This window comes from Microlunatus soli, assembly GCF_900105385.1.
GTDB classification, from domain to species: Bacteria; Actinomycetota; Actinomycetes; order Propionibacteriales; family Propionibacteriaceae; genus Microlunatus; species Microlunatus soli.
The window spans coordinates 691,735-707,857 of sequence record NZ_LT629772.1; the positions used below are offsets into that span (position 1 = coordinate 691,735).

At 67.5% G+C, this 16,123-nt stretch carries 14 protein-coding genes; 8 read left to right on the forward strand and 6 right to left on the reverse strand.

Annotated elements, in window-relative coordinates:
- Nucleotides 1-13: 13 nt before the first annotated feature.
- On the reverse strand, nucleotides 14-925 hold the full coding sequence (locus tag BLU38_RS03280) for a nucleoside hydrolase (protein WP_231920154.1): 912 nt from the start codon (nucleotides 923-925) through the stop codon (nucleotides 14-16).
- Between the two features lie 49 nt (nucleotides 926-974).
- A complete protein-coding gene (gene nicT, locus BLU38_RS03285) occupies nucleotides 975-2,066 on the reverse strand; it encodes a Nickel transporter NicT (protein WP_091519804.1) in 1,092 nt (363 codons plus the stop codon).
- A gap of 180 nt (nucleotides 2,067-2,246) precedes the next feature.
- On the opposite strand from nicT, the gene BLU38_RS03290 reads away from it, so the two are divergent.
- The 5 genes from BLU38_RS03290 to BLU38_RS03305 all read left to right on the forward strand — a co-directional run bounded on the left by BLU38_RS03290 (nucleotide 2,247) and on the right by BLU38_RS03305 (nucleotide 7,495).
- Complete coding sequence (locus tag BLU38_RS03290) at nucleotides 2,247-3,071, forward strand: DUF72 domain-containing protein (RefSeq protein WP_091531808.1); 825 nt, start codon at nucleotides 2,247-2,249, stop codon at nucleotides 3,069-3,071.
- A complete protein-coding gene (locus tag BLU38_RS03295; protein WP_157683192.1) occupies nucleotides 3,068-4,108 on the forward strand; it encodes a phosphotransferase in 1,041 nt (346 codons plus the stop codon). The genes BLU38_RS03290 and BLU38_RS03295 overlap by 4 nt, the downstream gene beginning before the upstream one ends.
- A 72-nt stretch (nucleotides 4,109-4,180) precedes the next feature.
- Nucleotides 4,181-5,131, forward strand: a complete 951-nt coding sequence (locus BLU38_RS31150) for a nitroreductase family protein (RefSeq protein WP_172836061.1) — start codon at nucleotides 4,181-4,183, stop codon at nucleotides 5,129-5,131.
- 10 nt (nucleotides 5,132-5,141) lie between these two features.
- The gene (locus tag BLU38_RS03300; protein ID WP_172836062.1) at nucleotides 5,142-6,857 is read left to right on the forward strand and encodes a sensor histidine kinase; all 1,716 of its coding nucleotides are present in this window, start codon (nucleotides 5,142-5,144) and stop codon (nucleotides 6,855-6,857) included.
- The gene (locus BLU38_RS03305; protein WP_091519814.1) at nucleotides 6,854-7,495 is read left to right on the forward strand and encodes a response regulator; all 642 of its coding nucleotides are present in this window, start codon (nucleotides 6,854-6,856) and stop codon (nucleotides 7,493-7,495) included. The genes BLU38_RS03300 and BLU38_RS03305 overlap by 4 nt, the downstream gene beginning before the upstream one ends.
- Before the next feature lie 21 nt (nucleotides 7,496-7,516).
- On the opposite strand, the gene BLU38_RS03310 is transcribed toward BLU38_RS03305, so the two are convergent.
- Nucleotides 7,517-8,524, reverse strand: coding sequence for a Gfo/Idh/MocA family protein (locus BLU38_RS03310; RefSeq protein ID WP_091519817.1), 1,008 nt, complete (start codon nucleotides 8,522-8,524; stop codon nucleotides 7,517-7,519).
- Nucleotides 8,521-9,549: an alcohol dehydrogenase catalytic domain-containing protein gene (locus BLU38_RS03315; RefSeq protein ID WP_197679975.1), complete on the reverse strand. Its 1,029-nt coding sequence runs from the start codon at nucleotides 9,547-9,549 to the stop codon at nucleotides 8,521-8,523. The genes BLU38_RS03310 and BLU38_RS03315 overlap by 4 nt, the downstream gene beginning before the upstream one ends.
- Nucleotides 9,550-9,700: 151 nt before the next feature.
- On the opposite strand from BLU38_RS03315, the gene BLU38_RS03320 reads away from it, so the two are divergent.
- A complete protein-coding gene (locus tag BLU38_RS03320; protein WP_091519824.1) occupies nucleotides 9,701-10,741 on the forward strand; it encodes a LacI family DNA-binding transcriptional regulator in 1,041 nt (346 codons plus the stop codon).
- A 30-nt stretch (nucleotides 10,742-10,771) separates the two neighbouring features.
- Here the strand turns inward: BLU38_RS03320 and BLU38_RS03325 are convergent, their stop codons facing one another.
- Entirely contained in the window at nucleotides 10,772-11,350 is a 579-nt protein-coding gene (locus BLU38_RS03325) for a dihydrofolate reductase family protein (protein WP_091519826.1), read from the reverse strand.
- A 496-nt stretch (nucleotides 11,351-11,846) separates the two neighbouring features.
- On the opposite strand from BLU38_RS03325, the gene BLU38_RS03330 reads away from it, so the two are divergent.
- Nucleotides 11,847-12,440, forward strand: coding sequence for a PadR family transcriptional regulator (locus BLU38_RS03330; RefSeq protein ID WP_091519830.1), 594 nt, complete (start codon nucleotides 11,847-11,849; stop codon nucleotides 12,438-12,440).
- A 358-nt stretch (nucleotides 12,441-12,798) separates the two neighbouring features.
- Nucleotides 12,799-13,605 (forward strand): alpha/beta fold hydrolase, encoded by an 807-nt coding sequence (locus BLU38_RS03335; protein WP_172836261.1) that lies wholly within the window; start codon nucleotides 12,799-12,801, stop codon nucleotides 13,603-13,605.
- A gap of 423 nt (nucleotides 13,606-14,028) precedes the next feature.
- Here the strand turns inward: BLU38_RS03335 and BLU38_RS03345 are convergent, their stop codons facing one another.
- Nucleotides 14,029-16,116, reverse strand: a complete 2,088-nt coding sequence (locus BLU38_RS03345; protein WP_091519837.1) for a glycoside hydrolase family 127 protein — start codon at nucleotides 16,114-16,116, stop codon at nucleotides 14,029-14,031.
- Nucleotides 16,117-16,123 lie beyond the last annotated feature (7 nt).

Genomic DNA, 16,123 nt, shown 5'->3' on the forward strand with positions numbered 1-16,123 from the left:
GCCCCAGAATCGCTCAGGATCGGCCGAAGAGCCGGATCTTGGCGAACATGTCGGCCAGCAGGAAGCGCACGTCGAACGATTCACAGACCTGGATCGGATGGCCGGAACCGACGACGTACTGACCTTGGGCGCCGAACCGCGGCGCCGGCACCGTACGCAGCCGGCCGGCAGCCGGGAACATCATCAACCCGATCGCCGGCGAGTCACCGAGCGAACGGGATTCGATCGGCTCGGCGTGCCAGGTCGCGTTCCACTCGACCAACTGGCGGATCAGATAGTCGGCCAGCTCGCTACTGCCGCCGATCGTGTCGATCAGTTCGGCGTAGCTCACCGACACCTTGGTGTAGACCGGCTGCGGCACCTGCCAGATCGTGATGCCGGAGTCGAAGACGACGTTGGCCGCCGCGATGTCGTTGGACAGGTTGAATTCGATCGTGGTCTCCGGCGGCGGCGCGGTGTAGTCGAAGCCACCGATCCAGATCACGATCACATCCCGGTCGACGATCGCCGGGTCGAGCAGGATCGCCGAAGCCATGTCGGTCAGCGGGCCGAGGAACGACACGTAGAGCGGATCGTCGGCGGTCGCCACCTTGCTCTCCTCGATGATCATCCGGGCGCCGGGCGAGTCGACCGCGGTCCGCTCGTGCGGAATCGGTGTGGCGGCACCGTCGGCGACCGGGACCTGCCCCGAACGACCCAGCAGCTCGAGCAGCAGGTCGATCTCCTCGCGGGACTCGGCCATGCTGCGTTGACTGCGCCGGGTGCCGAAGTGCGCCGGGATCAGCCCGCGGACATCGAACATCGGCGTCAACAGCCCGTGCACGATCGCGAACTGATCGTCCGCCTCGTTCTTGGCGTCGGTGTTGATGATCACCCGGCGGGTGCGCTTCGGCGTCGGTATCGCGGACACGCTGGCAGTGCTCACGTTTGGCTCTCCCTCTCGAAACTGGTGCCGACTTCCAGGATGCGACCGGTCAGGCCCACCGATCGTCGACCCGAGCGATCTTCCAGTAGGCGACGGCGATCAGCCAGACCACGGCGAACAGTCCGACGATCATGAAACCGACGTTGTCCAGGCTGATCCTCGCCACCGCATCGACAACAGTGTTGTGCCAACCGAGCTTGTCGTGCAGCACCGACACCACCTCGATGGTGCCGATCAGCAACGCCACCGCGACCGACAGCCCGGTGATCGTCAGGTTGTAGTAGATCTTGCGGACCGGTTTCAGGAACGCCCAGTCGTAGGCGACGCTCATCAGGATCCCGTCCAGACAGTCCAGCAGGCTCATGCCGCAGGCGAACAGCAACGGCAGCACCAAGATCGCGTACCACGGCAACCCGGTCGCCGCGCCGGTCCCGGCCAACACCAGCAGCGCCACCTCGGTGGCGGTGTCGAATCCGAGTCCGAACAGCAACCCGATCGGGAACATCTGCACCGGATGCTTGATCGCCCGGGTGATCGGAGCAAGGATCCGGGCCAGCAGTCCGCGGCTCTGCAGCTGGGCCTCCAACCGATCGCCGTCGAACTCGCCGCGGCGCATCCGCCAGAACACCCGGCCGATTCCGATCAGCGCCACCAGGTTGAGGATGCCGATCAGATACAGGAACAGCCCCGACGACATTGTGCCGATCACACCGAGGGTCTGCCGGACCGGCGAATCCTCGCTGAGCAAGTTGCCGACGGTATGCGCACCGGCACCGACCAACGCCGCCAGCACGAAGACGATCGTCGCGTGCCCCATCGCGAACCAGAAGCCGACCGACTTGGGTCGGCCGCCGTCGGAGCGCAGTTTGCGGGTGGTGTTGTCGATCGCGGCGATGTGATCGACGTCGAAGGCGTGCCGCAGGCCGTAGGTGTAGGCCGTGACGCCAAGGCCGACACCGAAGACGGTGTCGCCGATCCGATGATGCTGCGGGGCGATCACGGTGATCAACAATCCGAAACCGACGACGTGCAGAGCCAGGATGAAGCCGATCAGACCGGCGGCCTGCAGCCAGTCCCGTCGGGTCCAGGTGGTGATCAGACGGACAGGGTCGGTCGGGCGGACAGGGTTGGCCTCGGCCATCGGTGGCGATACTTCCTTCCGGGATGACGCGTCCCATCGACAAGGCTCGCATCCGGCGGGTCTGACTCCCGCAGCCATCGGCTGCGGTCACAGTGGCGCGACCGCGCCGGATTTTCACCGGCTTCCGTCCGTACGCGATATGAGGAGGCCGACTATAGCGGGCCATGATTGGATCGGGTCATGATCAGAGTCGGCATCTCGGGGTGGACCTATCAGCCCTGGCGAGGCAGCTTCTATCCCGCAGGCTTGCCGCACCGCCAAGAACTCGGCTACGCCGCCGAACGGCTCACCTCGATCGAGGTCAACGGCACCTTCTACGCGTTGCAGCGACCGAGCAGCTTCGCCAACTGGCGGGAACAGACGCCGGACGACTTCGTCTTCTCCGTCAAGGGCGGCCGGTTCATCACCCACATGAAGCGACTGCTCGACCCGCAGCTGTCGTTGGCGAATTTCTTCGCTTCCGGCCCGCTCGCTCTGGCCGACAAGCTCGGCCCGATGCTGTGGCAGCTGGCGCCCGATCTGACGTACGACGCCGGTCGGCTGACCGCCTTCTTCGACGCGTTGCCCCGCACCCACGCCGAAGCGATCGCGGTCGGGTCGGAGCACGATGACCGACTCGACCAGGATCGGGTGCACCTGCAGTCGGCGACTCCCGAGCGGCCGATCCGGCATGCCGTGGAGGTCCGCAACGACACCTTCAACACACCGGAGCTGATCGATCTGCTCCATGATCATCGGATCGCGCTGGTGATCGCCGACACCGCCGGTCGATGGCCGCAGATCGAGCAGCTCACCACCGACTTCGGTTATCTGCGACTGCACGGCGCCGACGAGCTGTACGTCAGTGGCTACCCGCCGAGTGCACTGGACGCCTGGGCCGACAAGATCAACTCCTGGGCCGACCAGGTGGACGACGTGTTCGTCTACTTCGACAACGACGCCAAGGTCCGGGCGCCGTACGACGCGATCGGTCTGATCGAGCGACTGTCCGAAAGCACGTCGTGAGACCGGACTTCTCGATCGCGGACGTGCTGCACGCGTACGGCCTGCCCGGCGAGGTCGTCGACGTCGCACCGATCGGGCGGGCCTGGTCCAACAGGGTCTACCGGCTCACCACGTCCGAAGGCCGTTACGCCGTCAAACAACTGCTCAACCCGTGGCGGGATCCGCACTGGAAGGATTGGCTGCTCGAGGCCGCCGCTTTCGAGTTGGCTGCTCACCGATCCGGTATCGCGATGCCGCGACCGATGCTGACGACTGACGGGTCGGTGCTCGCCGATCTTCCGGGCGAGCGGCCCAGTGTCCCTCGTCGAGAAGGCGTCACGGTACGGGTGCACGAGTGGGCCGACGGCGAACCGTGCGGCGACGGTCCGGTCTCACCCGAGATCGCTCACCGGGTCGGCGGGGACCTCGCGCGGATGCACGCACTCGATCATCATCCTGGCAGAGCCGACGTCTTCCCGGTCCATGATCAACAGACCATCGACGGCTGGGACGAACTGGTCGGCCGGGTCCGAACGGGCGATCCGGTGCTGGCCGACCGGGCGGCCGACGCGGCGCCCGTGGTCCGCGAGGTCGGCGAACTGCTGCGCGACGCCGTCACCGACTTCGGTGGCCAACCGATGAGCCACGGCGACGTCGATCAGAAGAACCTGATCATCACAGCCGGCGGTCCGGTGCTCTGCGACTGGGACGTCGCCGCACCCTGGCCGGCGCGGCAGGAGCTGGCCCGGACCGCCATGTCGCTGGCGGTCTGGCAGCATCGGGACGTTGCCCGTGCCGTGGTCGCCGGCTATCGCGCTGCTGGCGGCGACCCCGTCGACATCGGCCCCACCGATCTGGCGATCGACCTGCGGATCAGCCTGGACTGGCTCGGCCTGTGCCTGGAACGCGTCGCCGGTCTGCGTGATGACGGCGACCAACGTCGCGCCGAGGCCGTCACCGCCGTGCCGAGGCTGCTTGCTGAGCTGGAGCCGAGAGTCGACCGGGTGCTGAGCGTCCGCTCCTGGCTGGCCGGACGAAGTAGTGACTCACGGCACTAGCGCGTGGCTCACCGGCTGTCGATACTGGTGCCCAACCGGGCAGGGGGCCCGTTCGGGGCAAGGAGCAGGCAGATGGCGAACAACGCATGTTCGGCGGCTGCGCTCCGTCGTGCCGCCGTCTGCGGGACCCTCGCCGCCTCGATCTACAACACCCAGCCGTGGCATTTCCGACTCACCGCGAGCACCCTGCAACTGTGGTCCGATCCGGAACGACAGTTGCTGGCGCACGACCCGGAGGGTCGGTTGCTGATCATGAGTTGCGGATGCGCGCTGTTCAACGCTCGTGCTGCGCTGGCCGCCGAAGGCATCGGTGTCAGTGTCCGACGACACGAGTCCGACGAGCGGCCGAGCGCTCGGTCACGTCTGCTGGCGACGGTGACGGTCTCCGACGACCAGCCCGCTGACAGCACAGGGATCGGCGACCTGGCGCTGGTCGCCGACGCCCGCCGCACGAACCGGCAACCGTTCACCGATGCCGACGTCCCGGCGGATCTGCTGCAGCGGCTACCGATCGCCGCCCTCGCCGAGGGCGCGGTCCTGGTCCCGCTGGTCGGTGATCAACCGAGGACGCTGCGCGAGCTCACCGAGCGGGCCGTTGCGATGAGTACGGCCGAGCCGAGCCACCGCGCCGAACGACGGGCCTGGTCGGTCACCGCCGGCTACTCTCCGACGCCGACCGACGACCCGGCCGTGTTGACCGACCCGTCCGGCGGACTGCCGATGCTGCTGTGTGCCCGGACCGAGTCGGCTCCGGACTGGATGCGTGCCGGTGAGGCCCTGCAACGCGTCCTGCTGGAACTGACCGGCCGCCGACTCCAGGCCGGCCTGTCCAGCGATGCCGCCCAGGTTCCGGCGATCCGGCAACGACTGCGGACGGCCATGGGGCTCACCGTCGATCCGATCGTGGTCCTGCAGATCGGCCACGCACCTCCCAGTCCGGCCACCCGCCGTCGCCGGCTGGTGGATGTCATCGTCGAGTCGGGCGGCGAAGGCACAGTCGAGCAACAGGCGGCAACGGCGTAATCTGGCGGGCATGTCCGGACAGCCTGATCCTGACCTCCGGTCATCGGACGGACAGACGTCCGAGCTCGACGAACTGATCGACCAGATCGTCGATCCCGGATCCGCGTCCGACCCGGCCCTGGAACGCCTGCGGTCTCTGGTGCTGGCGATCGAGACGATCAGCAGCGACCTGTCGTTGGAGCAGGTGTTGCTGCGGCTCACCGACTCCGCGCGCACATTGTCCGGCGCCCGGTACGCCGCTCTGGGAGTGATCTCGGAGGATCGGAGGTTGGAACGCTTCCTCCATGTCGGGATCGACGCCGAGACGGTCGCCGAGATCGGCCATCTCCCGGAGGGCAAGGGGCTGCTGGGTGCCCTGATCGACGACCCGGTCGCGATCCGGCTGCGTGACCTGACCGACGACCCACGGTCGGTCGGCTTTCCACCGAACCATCCGCCGATGGATTCGTTCCTCGGGGTGCCGATCCATGTCCGCGACGAGGTCTACGGCAACCTCTATCTGGCCAACAGCTCGCGCGGCGAGTTCAGCGCCGCCGACGAAGAACTGGTCAGGATGCTGGCCGGTGCGGCCGGTAACGCGATCAGCAATGCACGGGTGTATCAGGAGGCTCAGCTGCAGCAGCGCTGGCTGCAGGCCTCCAACGACGTCCACGGGCAACTGTTCAGCACCGCCGGCGAGGACCCGTTGCATGTCATCGCGCAACGGACCATCGAGATCTCCGATGCCGACCTGGTGTCGGTCGCGTTGCTGGCCCCGGATCGGGCGACCGTGGTGATCGAGTACGCCATCGGCGAGGGAGCCGACAACCTGTTGGCCCGACGGTTCAGCCTGAGCGACACGCTGGCGGGCAGTGTGATCACCACCGGCAGCCCGGTGATGGCTCGGGACGGCGCGAGCCTGGCCACCCAACCGGTGACGCAACGGATCGGCGTGCTCGACACCGGCCCGATCATCGTGCTGCCACTCGGAGGGCCGGAAGACGCCCGTGGCGTGTTGAGTCTGGCGCGGCGTCGTGGTCGTCATCCGTTCACCACCGTGGAGATGTCGATGGCTGCCGGTTTCGCCGCGCACGCCAGTATCGCCCTGGAGATCGCCGACGCCCGTGACGCCGAGCAGAAGATGATCATGCTGGAGGATCGGCAGCGGATCGCCCGCGACCTCCATGATCATGTCATCCAGGAACTGTTCGGTGTCGGCCTCAGTTTGGAGAGCATCGCCAGCCGGCTCGGCGATCTCGATCCGAATGCCGAGTTACTCCGCCAGCGGGTCGATGATCTTGATCGGGCGATCCGCCGGATCAGGACCAGCATCTTTGCCCTGCACAGCGATGCCCGGACTCCGCCCAACGGCCTGCGACAACAGCTGCTGGCTGCGGTCGACGGGGTCGTCCCGGCGCTGGGATTTCGTCCGAGCGTCGCGGTCACCGGACTGGTCGAGGTGTCGCTCGGCGAGCCGATCAGCGGCGAGGCGGTCGACTGCGTACGGCAGTTGCTCGGCTCGGTCGTCGAGCACGCGCAGGCAACCGATGCCGCGGTCGAGGTCAAGCTGGACGGCAGCCGGCTGACGATCACGGTCACCGACAATGGCCCGACCCCGATCTCCGACGAGCGCACCGCGGCTCTGACCGAGCTGGCCGCGCAGGCCGAGCGACGCCGTGGTCGACTCACCCTGTCCGCTGACCCCGGCGGCGGTACGGTGGCGACCTGGAGTGTGGAGGTGCCATGACCGAACCGATCCGGATCTTCCTGCTGGATGATCATGAGGTTGTCCGGCACGGCATCTCGGAGTTGCTCGCCGCCGTACCGGGCCTGGAGATCGTCGGCGAGGCGGCGACCGTCGCCGAGGCGGTTCCCCGCGTGCTGGCCATCAGACCCGACGTGGCTGTCCTGGACATGCGGCTGCCCGACGGCAGCGGAATCGATGCCTGCCGCGACATCCGGTCGGCTGCTCCGGCGACGCATTGCCTGATCCTGACCTCCTACGATGATCATGACGCCGTGCTGAGCGCGGTGCTCGCCGGTGCGTCCGGCTATGTGCTGAAGGAGGTCCGCACCTCGGGCCTGGTCGACGCCATCCGGCAGGTGGCCGCCGGGCGGTCCTTGATCGATCCCGCCGTGGCGTCGCAGGTGGTGCAGCGGGTGGTCACCGAGCAGTCCACCGATCCGCGTCTGAAGGGCCTGAGTGCTCGGGAGCGGGAAGTCCTCGACCTGATTGCCGACGGGCTGACCAACCGGCAGATCGGCGAGCGGCTGTTCCTGTCGGAGAAGACGGTGAAGAACTACACCTCGCGATTGTTCGCCAAGCTGGGTGTCGAGCGCCGTAGCCAGGCCGCGGTGATCGGCGCCGAGTTGCGCCACCGCTGACCAGTGCGCAGCGCGAACGGTTCAGGCCGGATCGAACTCGTCGACCGGAACCCGCGTTCCCCTTTCGTGTGAGGCGATCGCGGCCGTTGCCAGCTGCAGCGCGCGACGACCGGCGGCGGCCGGGACCGGCGGCGGGCCGTCGGCTCTCAGGGCTGCCAGCAGCGCGTCGACGTACCGATCGAAGGTGTGCCGGAAGGATCGCGCATCGTCGCCGAAGTAGCCCGGCTGCCAGACCCGGGCGGTCTCGTCACCGTGGCTGGAGACCGTCAGCCGCTGCACGGTGTCATGGATCGTCGCCCGACCCTTGGTGCCATTGATCTCGATCAGCTGGCTGTCGGGAAAGGCGTAAGAGGAATCGTAGCTGCCGAGCAGGGTGCCGACCGCTCCGGAGGTGAAGGACAGGGCCAGCGCGACCGTGCTACAGGCGCCATAGGTGTGATCGGCCATCTGAGCTGCGACGGTGTCGATCGGGCCACCGAGTTGCTCCAGTAGGTCGAAGCCGTGGCACTGGGTCTCGATCAGGTTGGCGTGCGGCGATCGACCGATATTGGCCTCGCCGCCGAATCGCCAGGTCAGGAAGACAAGATCACCCAGTGCCCCGGCGTCGATCTCGGCCTTGGCCCGCTGCACCGCTTCGGCGTAACGGTGGTTGAAGTTGATCGCGAAGAAGATCTGCTGCCGTTCGGCCCGGGCGAGCAGGTCGTCGGCCTCGGAGAGATCGAAGACCAACGGCTTTTCCACCAGTAGGTTCATCCCGGAGTCGATCAAGAACCGAGTGGTCCGATAATGATCTTCGTTCGGCAGACAGACGGTGACCAGATCCGGTGTGGTCTCGGTGATCATCTGGTGCAGGTCGGTGTAGCCGACACTGCCGTAGGCGGCCGCCCGCCGATTGGTGCGGTCGACGGTTCGGCCGGCGACGGCGACCAGTTCGCAGTCGTCGCGGCCGGCGAAGATCCGGGCATGCTGTTCACCCCAGCCGCCGGCGCCGACCACCGCAACCCGCAGCGGCCGGTCCGCCGCGATCATGATCGTTCCCCCTTCAGAGATCGTTGCTGGGTGACGACGACCTTGCCGCTGCGGCCGGAGAAGAACGTGCCGAACGCCTCGTCGATGTCGGAGACGTCGAAGCGATGCGTGATCACCCGGGAGATGTAGTCCTGTTCGGCCAGCAACAGATCGAGATTGCCGGGCAACTCGTCGAAGCGGAAATACTCGCTGCCGAGTACGGCCCGTTCCGGGGCGATCAGATCGCCGGAGACGTCGAGACTCATACCTTCGCCGTGGCCGACACAGATCAACCCGCCCCGCTTGCTGCTGGCGGCCAGGCCCAGTTCCCGGGCCTGTTGCCGGCCGGAGGTATCAAAGCTGATGTCGGCGCCGCAGGCCAGCACAGCGTCCCGGTCGTCGGCCGGCACCGGGACCGCGCCCAGGCTCTCGGCGAAGTCCAGCCGCCAGCGGCTGACATCGGAGACGGTCACCGGTAGGTCGCGGCCGAGCCGCACCTTGAGCATCACCAGCAGGCCGAGCCCGATGGGCCCCGCGCCGGCGACGTAGGCGGCCTCGATGTCGGAGCGCAGCAGCCGGGCCCGGGCGATGGCGTGCGAACTGGTGCCCATCACGTCCAGCAGCATGGTGGCCGTCGCCGGATCGAGATCGGCGGGGACGGCGAAGAAGTTGCTCTCGTGCACCACGGCATACGGCCCGTAGCCGCCGTCGGTGTTCTGACCGACGTCGCCCCGCTTGGCCAGGCACTGATTGGTCGCGCCGAACCGGCAGCTGCGGCAGGCACCGCAGAAATCCATCAGGTAGATCACACCGGCGGTACCGACCGCGATCGTGGTGTCGGAGCCGACCGATTCGACCACGCCGGCGGCCTCATGCCCGGGAACGATCGCGCTGCCGTCGTAGAACTCATGGCGGTCGGTGCCACAGATCGCATTCGCGGTGATCGCGATCCGCAGCTGACCCGGACCGGGTTCGGGATAACGGTGATCCTGCCACCGGATGGTGGCCCGGCCGGGAAACCGGGGCACGCGCGCCGAGACCGGCACTGGTCCTCCTCGATGAAACTTCGGCAACATGTTTCCCAAAGCTTACGGAGGATCGAATCGACACGTCAACGGGTGCGAAGCGAGGTGTGGGACCGGGCCGCCCGCCGGGCAACCGCTACCCTGTTTCCGGAAAACGTAGGCAGGAGGACATGTGGCCGACACGACGCCGACCACCGGGCACCGCGGACCCGACCACCGGGCAACGGTACGCGACGTCGCGCGCCGGGCCGGTGTCTCCCCCGGGACCGTCTCGAAGGCGTTGAACGGGACCGGACAGATCAGCTCCGCGACCCGGGAGCGGATCAGGTCCGCCGCCGCCGAGCTCGACTTCCGTCCGAACGCGTTGGCCCGGAGCGTCTTCGGACGGCGCAGTTTCACCGTCGGGGTGATCACCACCGACAGCTTCGAACGCTTCAGTGTGCCGGTGATGCTCGGCGCGGAGGACGCCTTGGGCGCCGGTCGGATGTCGGTCTTCCTGTGCGACAGCCGCGGTGACCCGATCCGCGAACGGCACTACGTCGAGGTCCTGTTGGAACGCCGCGTGGACGGCTTCATCGTGACCGGGCGCAGCTCCAATCAGCGGCCACCGCTGGCCGGCACCGGCGACCTCCCGGTCGTCTACGCCCTCACCCCGTCCGCCGATCAGCAGGACTGTTCGGTGGTGGTCGACGATCGGACTTCCGGCACGCTGGCCGGCGAACACCTGCTGCGGTTGGGCCGTCGGCAGATCGCGCACGTCACCGGTCCCGACGACTTCGATGCGGTCCATCAACGGCTCGCCGGGCTGCGTACGGCATTGCAGGCGGGTGACGCGACATTGGTCGGCGCACCGATGTTCGGTGGCTGGACCGAGGCCTGGGGTCGACAGGCCACCCAGATCCTGCTGCGTGCACACCCGGAGATCGACGCCGTGCATTACGGCAGCGACCTGCTCGCTCGGGGCGGCATCGACGCACTGCGTGACCTTGGTCGGCGGATCCCGGAGGACGTCGCGATCACCGGCACCGACAACTGGGAGCTGCTCACCGAGGGCGCGAGACCGCCGTTGACCTCGGTCGACATGGGGTTGGCCGAGGTCGGCCGGACCGCAGCACATCGACTGCTGGACGCCATCGACGGCCGCCCGCACGCGGGCCGCGAACAGGTCGGCTGCCACCTCGTCGTCCGTGCCTCGACCGACGGGACGGCCTGACCCGGGAGCACCCCAGGTCCCGGTCCGATGTCACGCCGATTGGTGCTCCGGGTTGTGGTCGTCGGTGTCCGGGCGGGTGTACGTCAGCGCCAGGTTGCCTCGCGGGAAGGACTTCACCTCGACCAGCTTCAGGCGGGTGAAATCGGTGAACAGCGGACGGCCGCCGCCGTGCGCGACCGGAGCGATCAGCAGGTGGTACTCGTCGACGAGATCGGCACGGACCAGGGCCTGGGCGAAACGAACGCCACCGTGCGCCAGGATCGGACCACCGTCCTGTTCCTTCAGGGCCGCGATCTCGGTCGCCAGGTCTCCCGAGCACACCGTTGTCGTCGCCCACGGCGTCTCGATCGGCGTACGGGAGAAGACCACCTTCGGGATGCTGTTCATCGCTTCGGCCTCCGGGCCGTCCTGGAACGGCCAGTGTCCCGCCATGTCGCGATAGGCCTGTGCACCCATCGCGTGCACGCCCGCGCTGCCGAGCACCTCGGCCATGTGCGTAACGAATTCCGGGTCCTCGTCGTAGGGCACGAAGAAGTCGTCGGGCACTCCGGGCGGCGGCGCACCGTAGCCGTCGAGGGACAGACTGTGCCGAAGGATGAGAGATCGCACGAGATACTCCTGTCGGTAGGACGACGTGGGGCCGACTCGACTCTGCTACTGCCACGTCGAACGCGATCCCTCGGATTCGACACGCGGGCCGTCGTCGTCGGCCAGCTGCCCGCAGCTCCCGGCTCCGCTGTCGGTCGAGTCCCAACGCCCGTGGACGGTTCCGGCTGCCTGTCGGTCTATCAAGATCAACAAGCGTCCGCAACCGGATCGGCCACTGGGCGAAATGACGGCGTGGACATCGCCCCGCGAAGATGGGATCTCATCGCGGCTCGGTCCGGGGTCCTGTGGCGCCGGATCGTCCGATGTCGCCGCCTCCGGCACGATCAGCCCGCATCGGGTTCGGCGTGCTCACCGTGGTCAGTACCGGGGATGCTCCTATGCTCGAGCCTGCAACTGAGGAGCCGAGCGCAGGCGGCGCTTGCGCTGGCTGCCGAGGCGATTGAACTTGTTTGAGCAGCGCGGAGCGAGTCCGAGCAGATTGAGCGGAGGTGGGCGCATGTCGGCGACGAAGCTCCTGGTGCTCGGTATCGTGCACCTGTCCGGCGGCGCGCACGGCTACCAGGTGCGGTCCGAGCTACAAAGCTGGCGCGCGGAAATCTGGGCCAAGATCAACCCCGGCTCGGTCTATCACGCGCTCAAGAAGGCTGCCGCCGACGGACTCCTCACCGAGCAGGCCGAGCCCGGCAAGTCCGGCCCGGAGCGCATCCTGTACCGCGTGACTGCTCGGGGACGTGACGAGATGGTCGAACTGGTCCGCGACGGTCTGCGGCGCACCCATGACGCGGACATGCTCAACGCGGCTATCGCCATGTTGCCCATGCTGACCAGGACAGATGCCATCGCCCAGGTCAACGAGCGGGTCGCGCGCCTGGAGGCGGAGCTCGTAGAGCAGGCCACGTGGCGGGAGCACCCCAATCCGGAATCTCCCGAGCACGTCCGCGAGCAGGCCGAACTGTGGGCGGGACAGGCACGCACCGAACTGGAGTGGGCGAAGAGCCTGAGCGAACGACTGTCTGAGGGCGCCTACACCATGGCCGATGATCCGGGTTCGTGGCGAACGGGTCCCCGCTCACCTCAACCTGCGTTCTAATCAAACTTGACTAGACGTTCCTCGTGGTGCATTCTGGGCAAGTAATCAAACTTGACTAGTCTCACCAATCCGTTCGCATCACTGAGCGAAGGAATCGAACCATGAGGACGTTCGCGATCGAGACGAGAGGGTTGAACAAGACCTTCGGCAAGACCCCCGCGGTCGCCGGTTTGGCCCCTCCGCCACTTGCACTTCGGGCCGGTTTCGGGAGTTCGGGGTCTTGTACCGGTGATGGCGTTGGCCGAGTGGGCCGGGTTGTCGGAGTAGCCGAGCAGCAAACCCACGTAACTCAATCCTGGTCGACATGCTCCGACGGTGACGACCACACATCGAGAAATGGAGAGAAGCCGTGAACGAGATGACACTTCGTGTGACGTCCGCCGACGGTACGAGGATCGCCTACGACCGGAAAGGCACTGGCCCGGCGGTGATCCTCGTCGGCGGCACCCTGGACGACGGCGCTGAGAACGCGCCACTGGCCCGGCTCCTTGCCAACCATTTCACGGTCTACAACTACGCACGACGCGGCCGGGGCGCCAGCGGCAATACACCGCCGTACGCCGTGGCGCGGGAGGTGGAAGACCTCGACGCGCTGATTGCGACAGCCGGCGGCTCAGCTCACGTGTACGGCGCCTCATCCGGCGGCGCCCTCGCGCTGGAGGCAGCAGCGGCCGGTTCGGCGATCGACAAGATCGCGGTGTGGGATGTGCCGTACGTGATCGGGGACGACCTGTGGCCGAGGTTCAACCAGTACATCGCGGACACCGACGAGGCATACAAAGCCGGCCGGGACGAGGAGCTCCTGGAACTGTTCATGAGGCTTACCGGCGGACCCGACGCGGACATCGCGGCTGGCAAACAGCACCCGCTCTGGGCCTCGTCCGTCGCGCTCGCCCACACGCTCGTCAAAGACACCGTGATCATGAGTGGCTACAAGATCCCCACGAACCGACTTGCCCGCATCACTCAGTCGGTCCTGGTGACCACCGAAGGTCCGGCCACCGAGCCCCAGTTCGCAGGCCTCCCGACCGACTTCTTCGACCGTTCCGCGAAAGCGATAACCGCTGCCATCGCCCAGACCGAACGACACACGCTCGACGGGCAGGGGCACGTCGTCGCCCCCGAACTCATGGCCCGTGTACTGAGGACGTTCTTCAACCAGTAACCCGTCGACTGATCAGGTCGCGACCGTGGGTCGCTTCGGAACGCGGGCCCATCGGCCACGTCAGCATCGGTCGGTGAGCGGCGACTCCTGAGTTCTGGAGTCGCGCCGCGTGTTGGGAAGAAGGACCGGCGTCCGTGAACGCCGGCGCCAGGACCTCTCAAGGCTCCGGGGTCATGCGGAACAAGATGGGGACACGACGAGGAGAGACGATGAGCGAGCTCACCACCGGGCAGCCGGCCAGCACACCGACCTGGATCGACCTCGGCATCCCGGATCTCGACCGCGCGATGACCTTCTACGGCGCGTTGTTCGGCTGGGAGTTCGATGTGGGACCGGCAGAGTTCGGCCACTTCACCCAGTGTTTGCTACACCTTGGATGCCAACCCGGACCTGCCCGAGCTCGACTTCACGTTCCTACCTTGTTCAGCGCACTCCTAGCCGTGGCAGCCAGACCTTCATCGGTCCGGCGCCTCGGTTGCCCCACTGGAAGTACGGCAGCGCCCGGAGCCGCACCGGGGTCGGTTCGGCGATGCCGGTGGCCGGACCGTACAGCTCGACCGGGTCGGGCATCGCCCATCCGTCGGCGATGATCATCGGGATGCCGTCCAGCACCGCGCCGTCGTTCACCTCGGTCAACCGAGCACCGGCCGATTCATGATCATCGGCATCATGATCATCAGCCCCAAGATCATCGACCAGGCCAAGATCATCGACCAGGACCCCGGCGGGCTGATCGACCTGTTCGACGGCGTAGAGCAGCGGCCCGCGGGCGATCGCGACCGATCCCCGGATACCCTCCACACGAGGGTGGCCGCGGAGCAGCCGAGGCTGCACCGGCAGCTCGAGCTCGAGTCGATCGCCGGTGGCCCAGGTCCGGCGCAGCGCCACGTACTCCCCTGCCGGCGCCTGCTGCCCATCCATCGTCTGCTGCCCATCCGCCGTCGACGGCCCGCCGCTGCTGATCCGGACGGTGGCGCCGGCCGCCCAGCCGGGGATCCGCAGCTCGATCGCGGTCGGCCGGTCCGGTGCCTCGTCGACGGTCAGCACAATCCGTCCGTCGCGGGGATAGTCGGTCTCGACGGTCAGCGCGATCGTCCCGGTCCCGAGGTCGGCCCGGACCGTCCCGGCACCGTACTGGTGGATCTGGACGGCTTCATCGGTGGACGTCGCGACGTAGTGCTGCAGCGAGGCCAGGGTGCGCATCAGGTTGGTCGGGCAACAGCTGGTGCCGAACCAGGGTTTGCGGCCCTGGCTGGGTGCACGTTCGTCGGTGTCGCCGGAGTCGGCCCGGACCTGGAGCGCGTTGACGTAGAAGAAGCGGGTGCGGTCCAGCGACACTCCCGGCAGTACGGCGTTGTAGAGCTGCCATTCGAAGAGGTCGGCGTAGCGGGCCTTCCCGGTCGCGAGCAGCAGCCGCCAGTTCCATTGCAGGCCGGCGATGGCGGCGCAGGTCTCGCCGTAGCCGACGTCGGACGGCAGCTCGTACGGGTTGCCGAACGCCTCCCCCTCCCAGCGGCTGCCCAGCCCGCCGGTGACGTACATCTTGGTCCGGGTCATCTGCTCCCATTGCGATTCCAGCGCCGCCAGCAGTGCATCGTCTGCGGTCTCGATCGCGACATCGGTGGCGCCGGCTGCGAGATAGACCGCCCGCACCGCATGGCCTTCCGGCGAACGGGTCTGCCGCACCGGCACCCGATCGGAGAGGTAGCAGGCCCGACGTTCGTCGTCAGGGGCGAGCAGCCGGTGTCCACGGGCGTCGACGAAATAGCGCGCCTGATCGAGGTAGCGCTGCTCGCCGGTCACCCGGTACAGCTCGACCAGTCCCATCTCGGCGACCGGATGTCCGCAGCAGCCGGGCTGCTGGCCCGGTGCGGTACCGAACTCGCGGCACAGGTGATCCGCGGTCCGCCGAGCCACCTCGAGCAACGCGGTCCGGCCGGTCGCCCGATACTGCGCGACCGCGGACTGCAGCAGCGCGCCGTTGTTGAAGATCTCGTGATCGAAGTCCAGATTTCGGTAGCGCTCCGGCCGGCAGCCGTTCTGGACGTAGCTGTTCAGGTAGCCGTCCGGTGCCTGCGCTCCGGCGATCTCGGCGGTGTGCTCGGCCAGCCAGTCGGCCGTCAGGTCGGCGGCGCCGCGACCGGCCTGCCAGGCAACGGCCTCGAGCCATTTGTAGGCTTCGCCGTCCTCGTAGCAGGGCCCGTGATACGCAGCCTGTGCGGTCTGCGGATCGGGTACCGGTTGGCTGCCGCGCGGCACCTGGCGGAAGTTCTGCCAGGCACCCTGGTCCCGCAGGTGACTGTCCCCCATCGGGATCGACACCTCGGCATTGGCCTGCTGCAGTGCGCCGAGGAAGCCGTCGCCGAGTACAACCGAGCGCAGGCTCAGCGGGTGCAGGGCGGTTGCTCGGACCGGCGCCACCGGGCCGGCACCGAGGCTGCGCAGTGCGCCTTCCGGCCGGCTGTCGGTGCTGGCTGGCCGGCCGTTGCTCGCCGGCGTGGTCTGCGTCATTGCCGCA

What these genes read in the sequence shown, in the direction of transcription:
- BLU38_RS03335 (WP_172836261.1), top strand. Translation starts at nt 12,799, where the DNA reads ATGACACTTCGTGTGACGTCCGCCGACGGTACGAGGATCGCCTACGAC.
- BLU38_RS03345 (WP_091519837.1), bottom strand. Translation starts at nt 16,116, where the DNA reads ATGACGCAGACCACGCCGGCGAGCAACGGCCGGCCAGCCAGCACCGAC.
- BLU38_RS31150 (WP_172836061.1), top strand. Translation starts at nt 4,181, where the DNA reads ATGGCGAACAACGCATGTTCGGCGGCTGCGCTCCGTCGTGCCGCCGTC.
- BLU38_RS03310 (WP_091519817.1), bottom strand. Translation starts at nt 8,524, where the DNA reads ATGATCGCGGCGGACCGGCCGCTGCGGGTTGCGGTGGTCGGCGCCGGC.
- BLU38_RS03300 (WP_172836062.1), top strand. Translation starts at nt 5,142, where the DNA reads ATGTCCGGACAGCCTGATCCTGACCTCCGGTCATCGGACGGACAGACG.
- BLU38_RS03290 (WP_091531808.1), top strand. Translation starts at nt 2,247, where the DNA reads ATGATCAGAGTCGGCATCTCGGGGTGGACCTATCAGCCCTGGCGAGGC.
- BLU38_RS03305 (WP_091519814.1), top strand. Translation starts at nt 6,854, where the DNA reads ATGACCGAACCGATCCGGATCTTCCTGCTGGATGATCATGAGGTTGTC.
- nicT (WP_091519804.1), bottom strand. Translation starts at nt 2,066, where the DNA reads ATGGCCGAGGCCAACCCTGTCCGCCCGACCGACCCTGTCCGTCTGATC.
- BLU38_RS03330 (WP_091519830.1), top strand. Translation starts at nt 11,847, where the DNA reads ATGTCGGCGACGAAGCTCCTGGTGCTCGGTATCGTGCACCTGTCCGGC.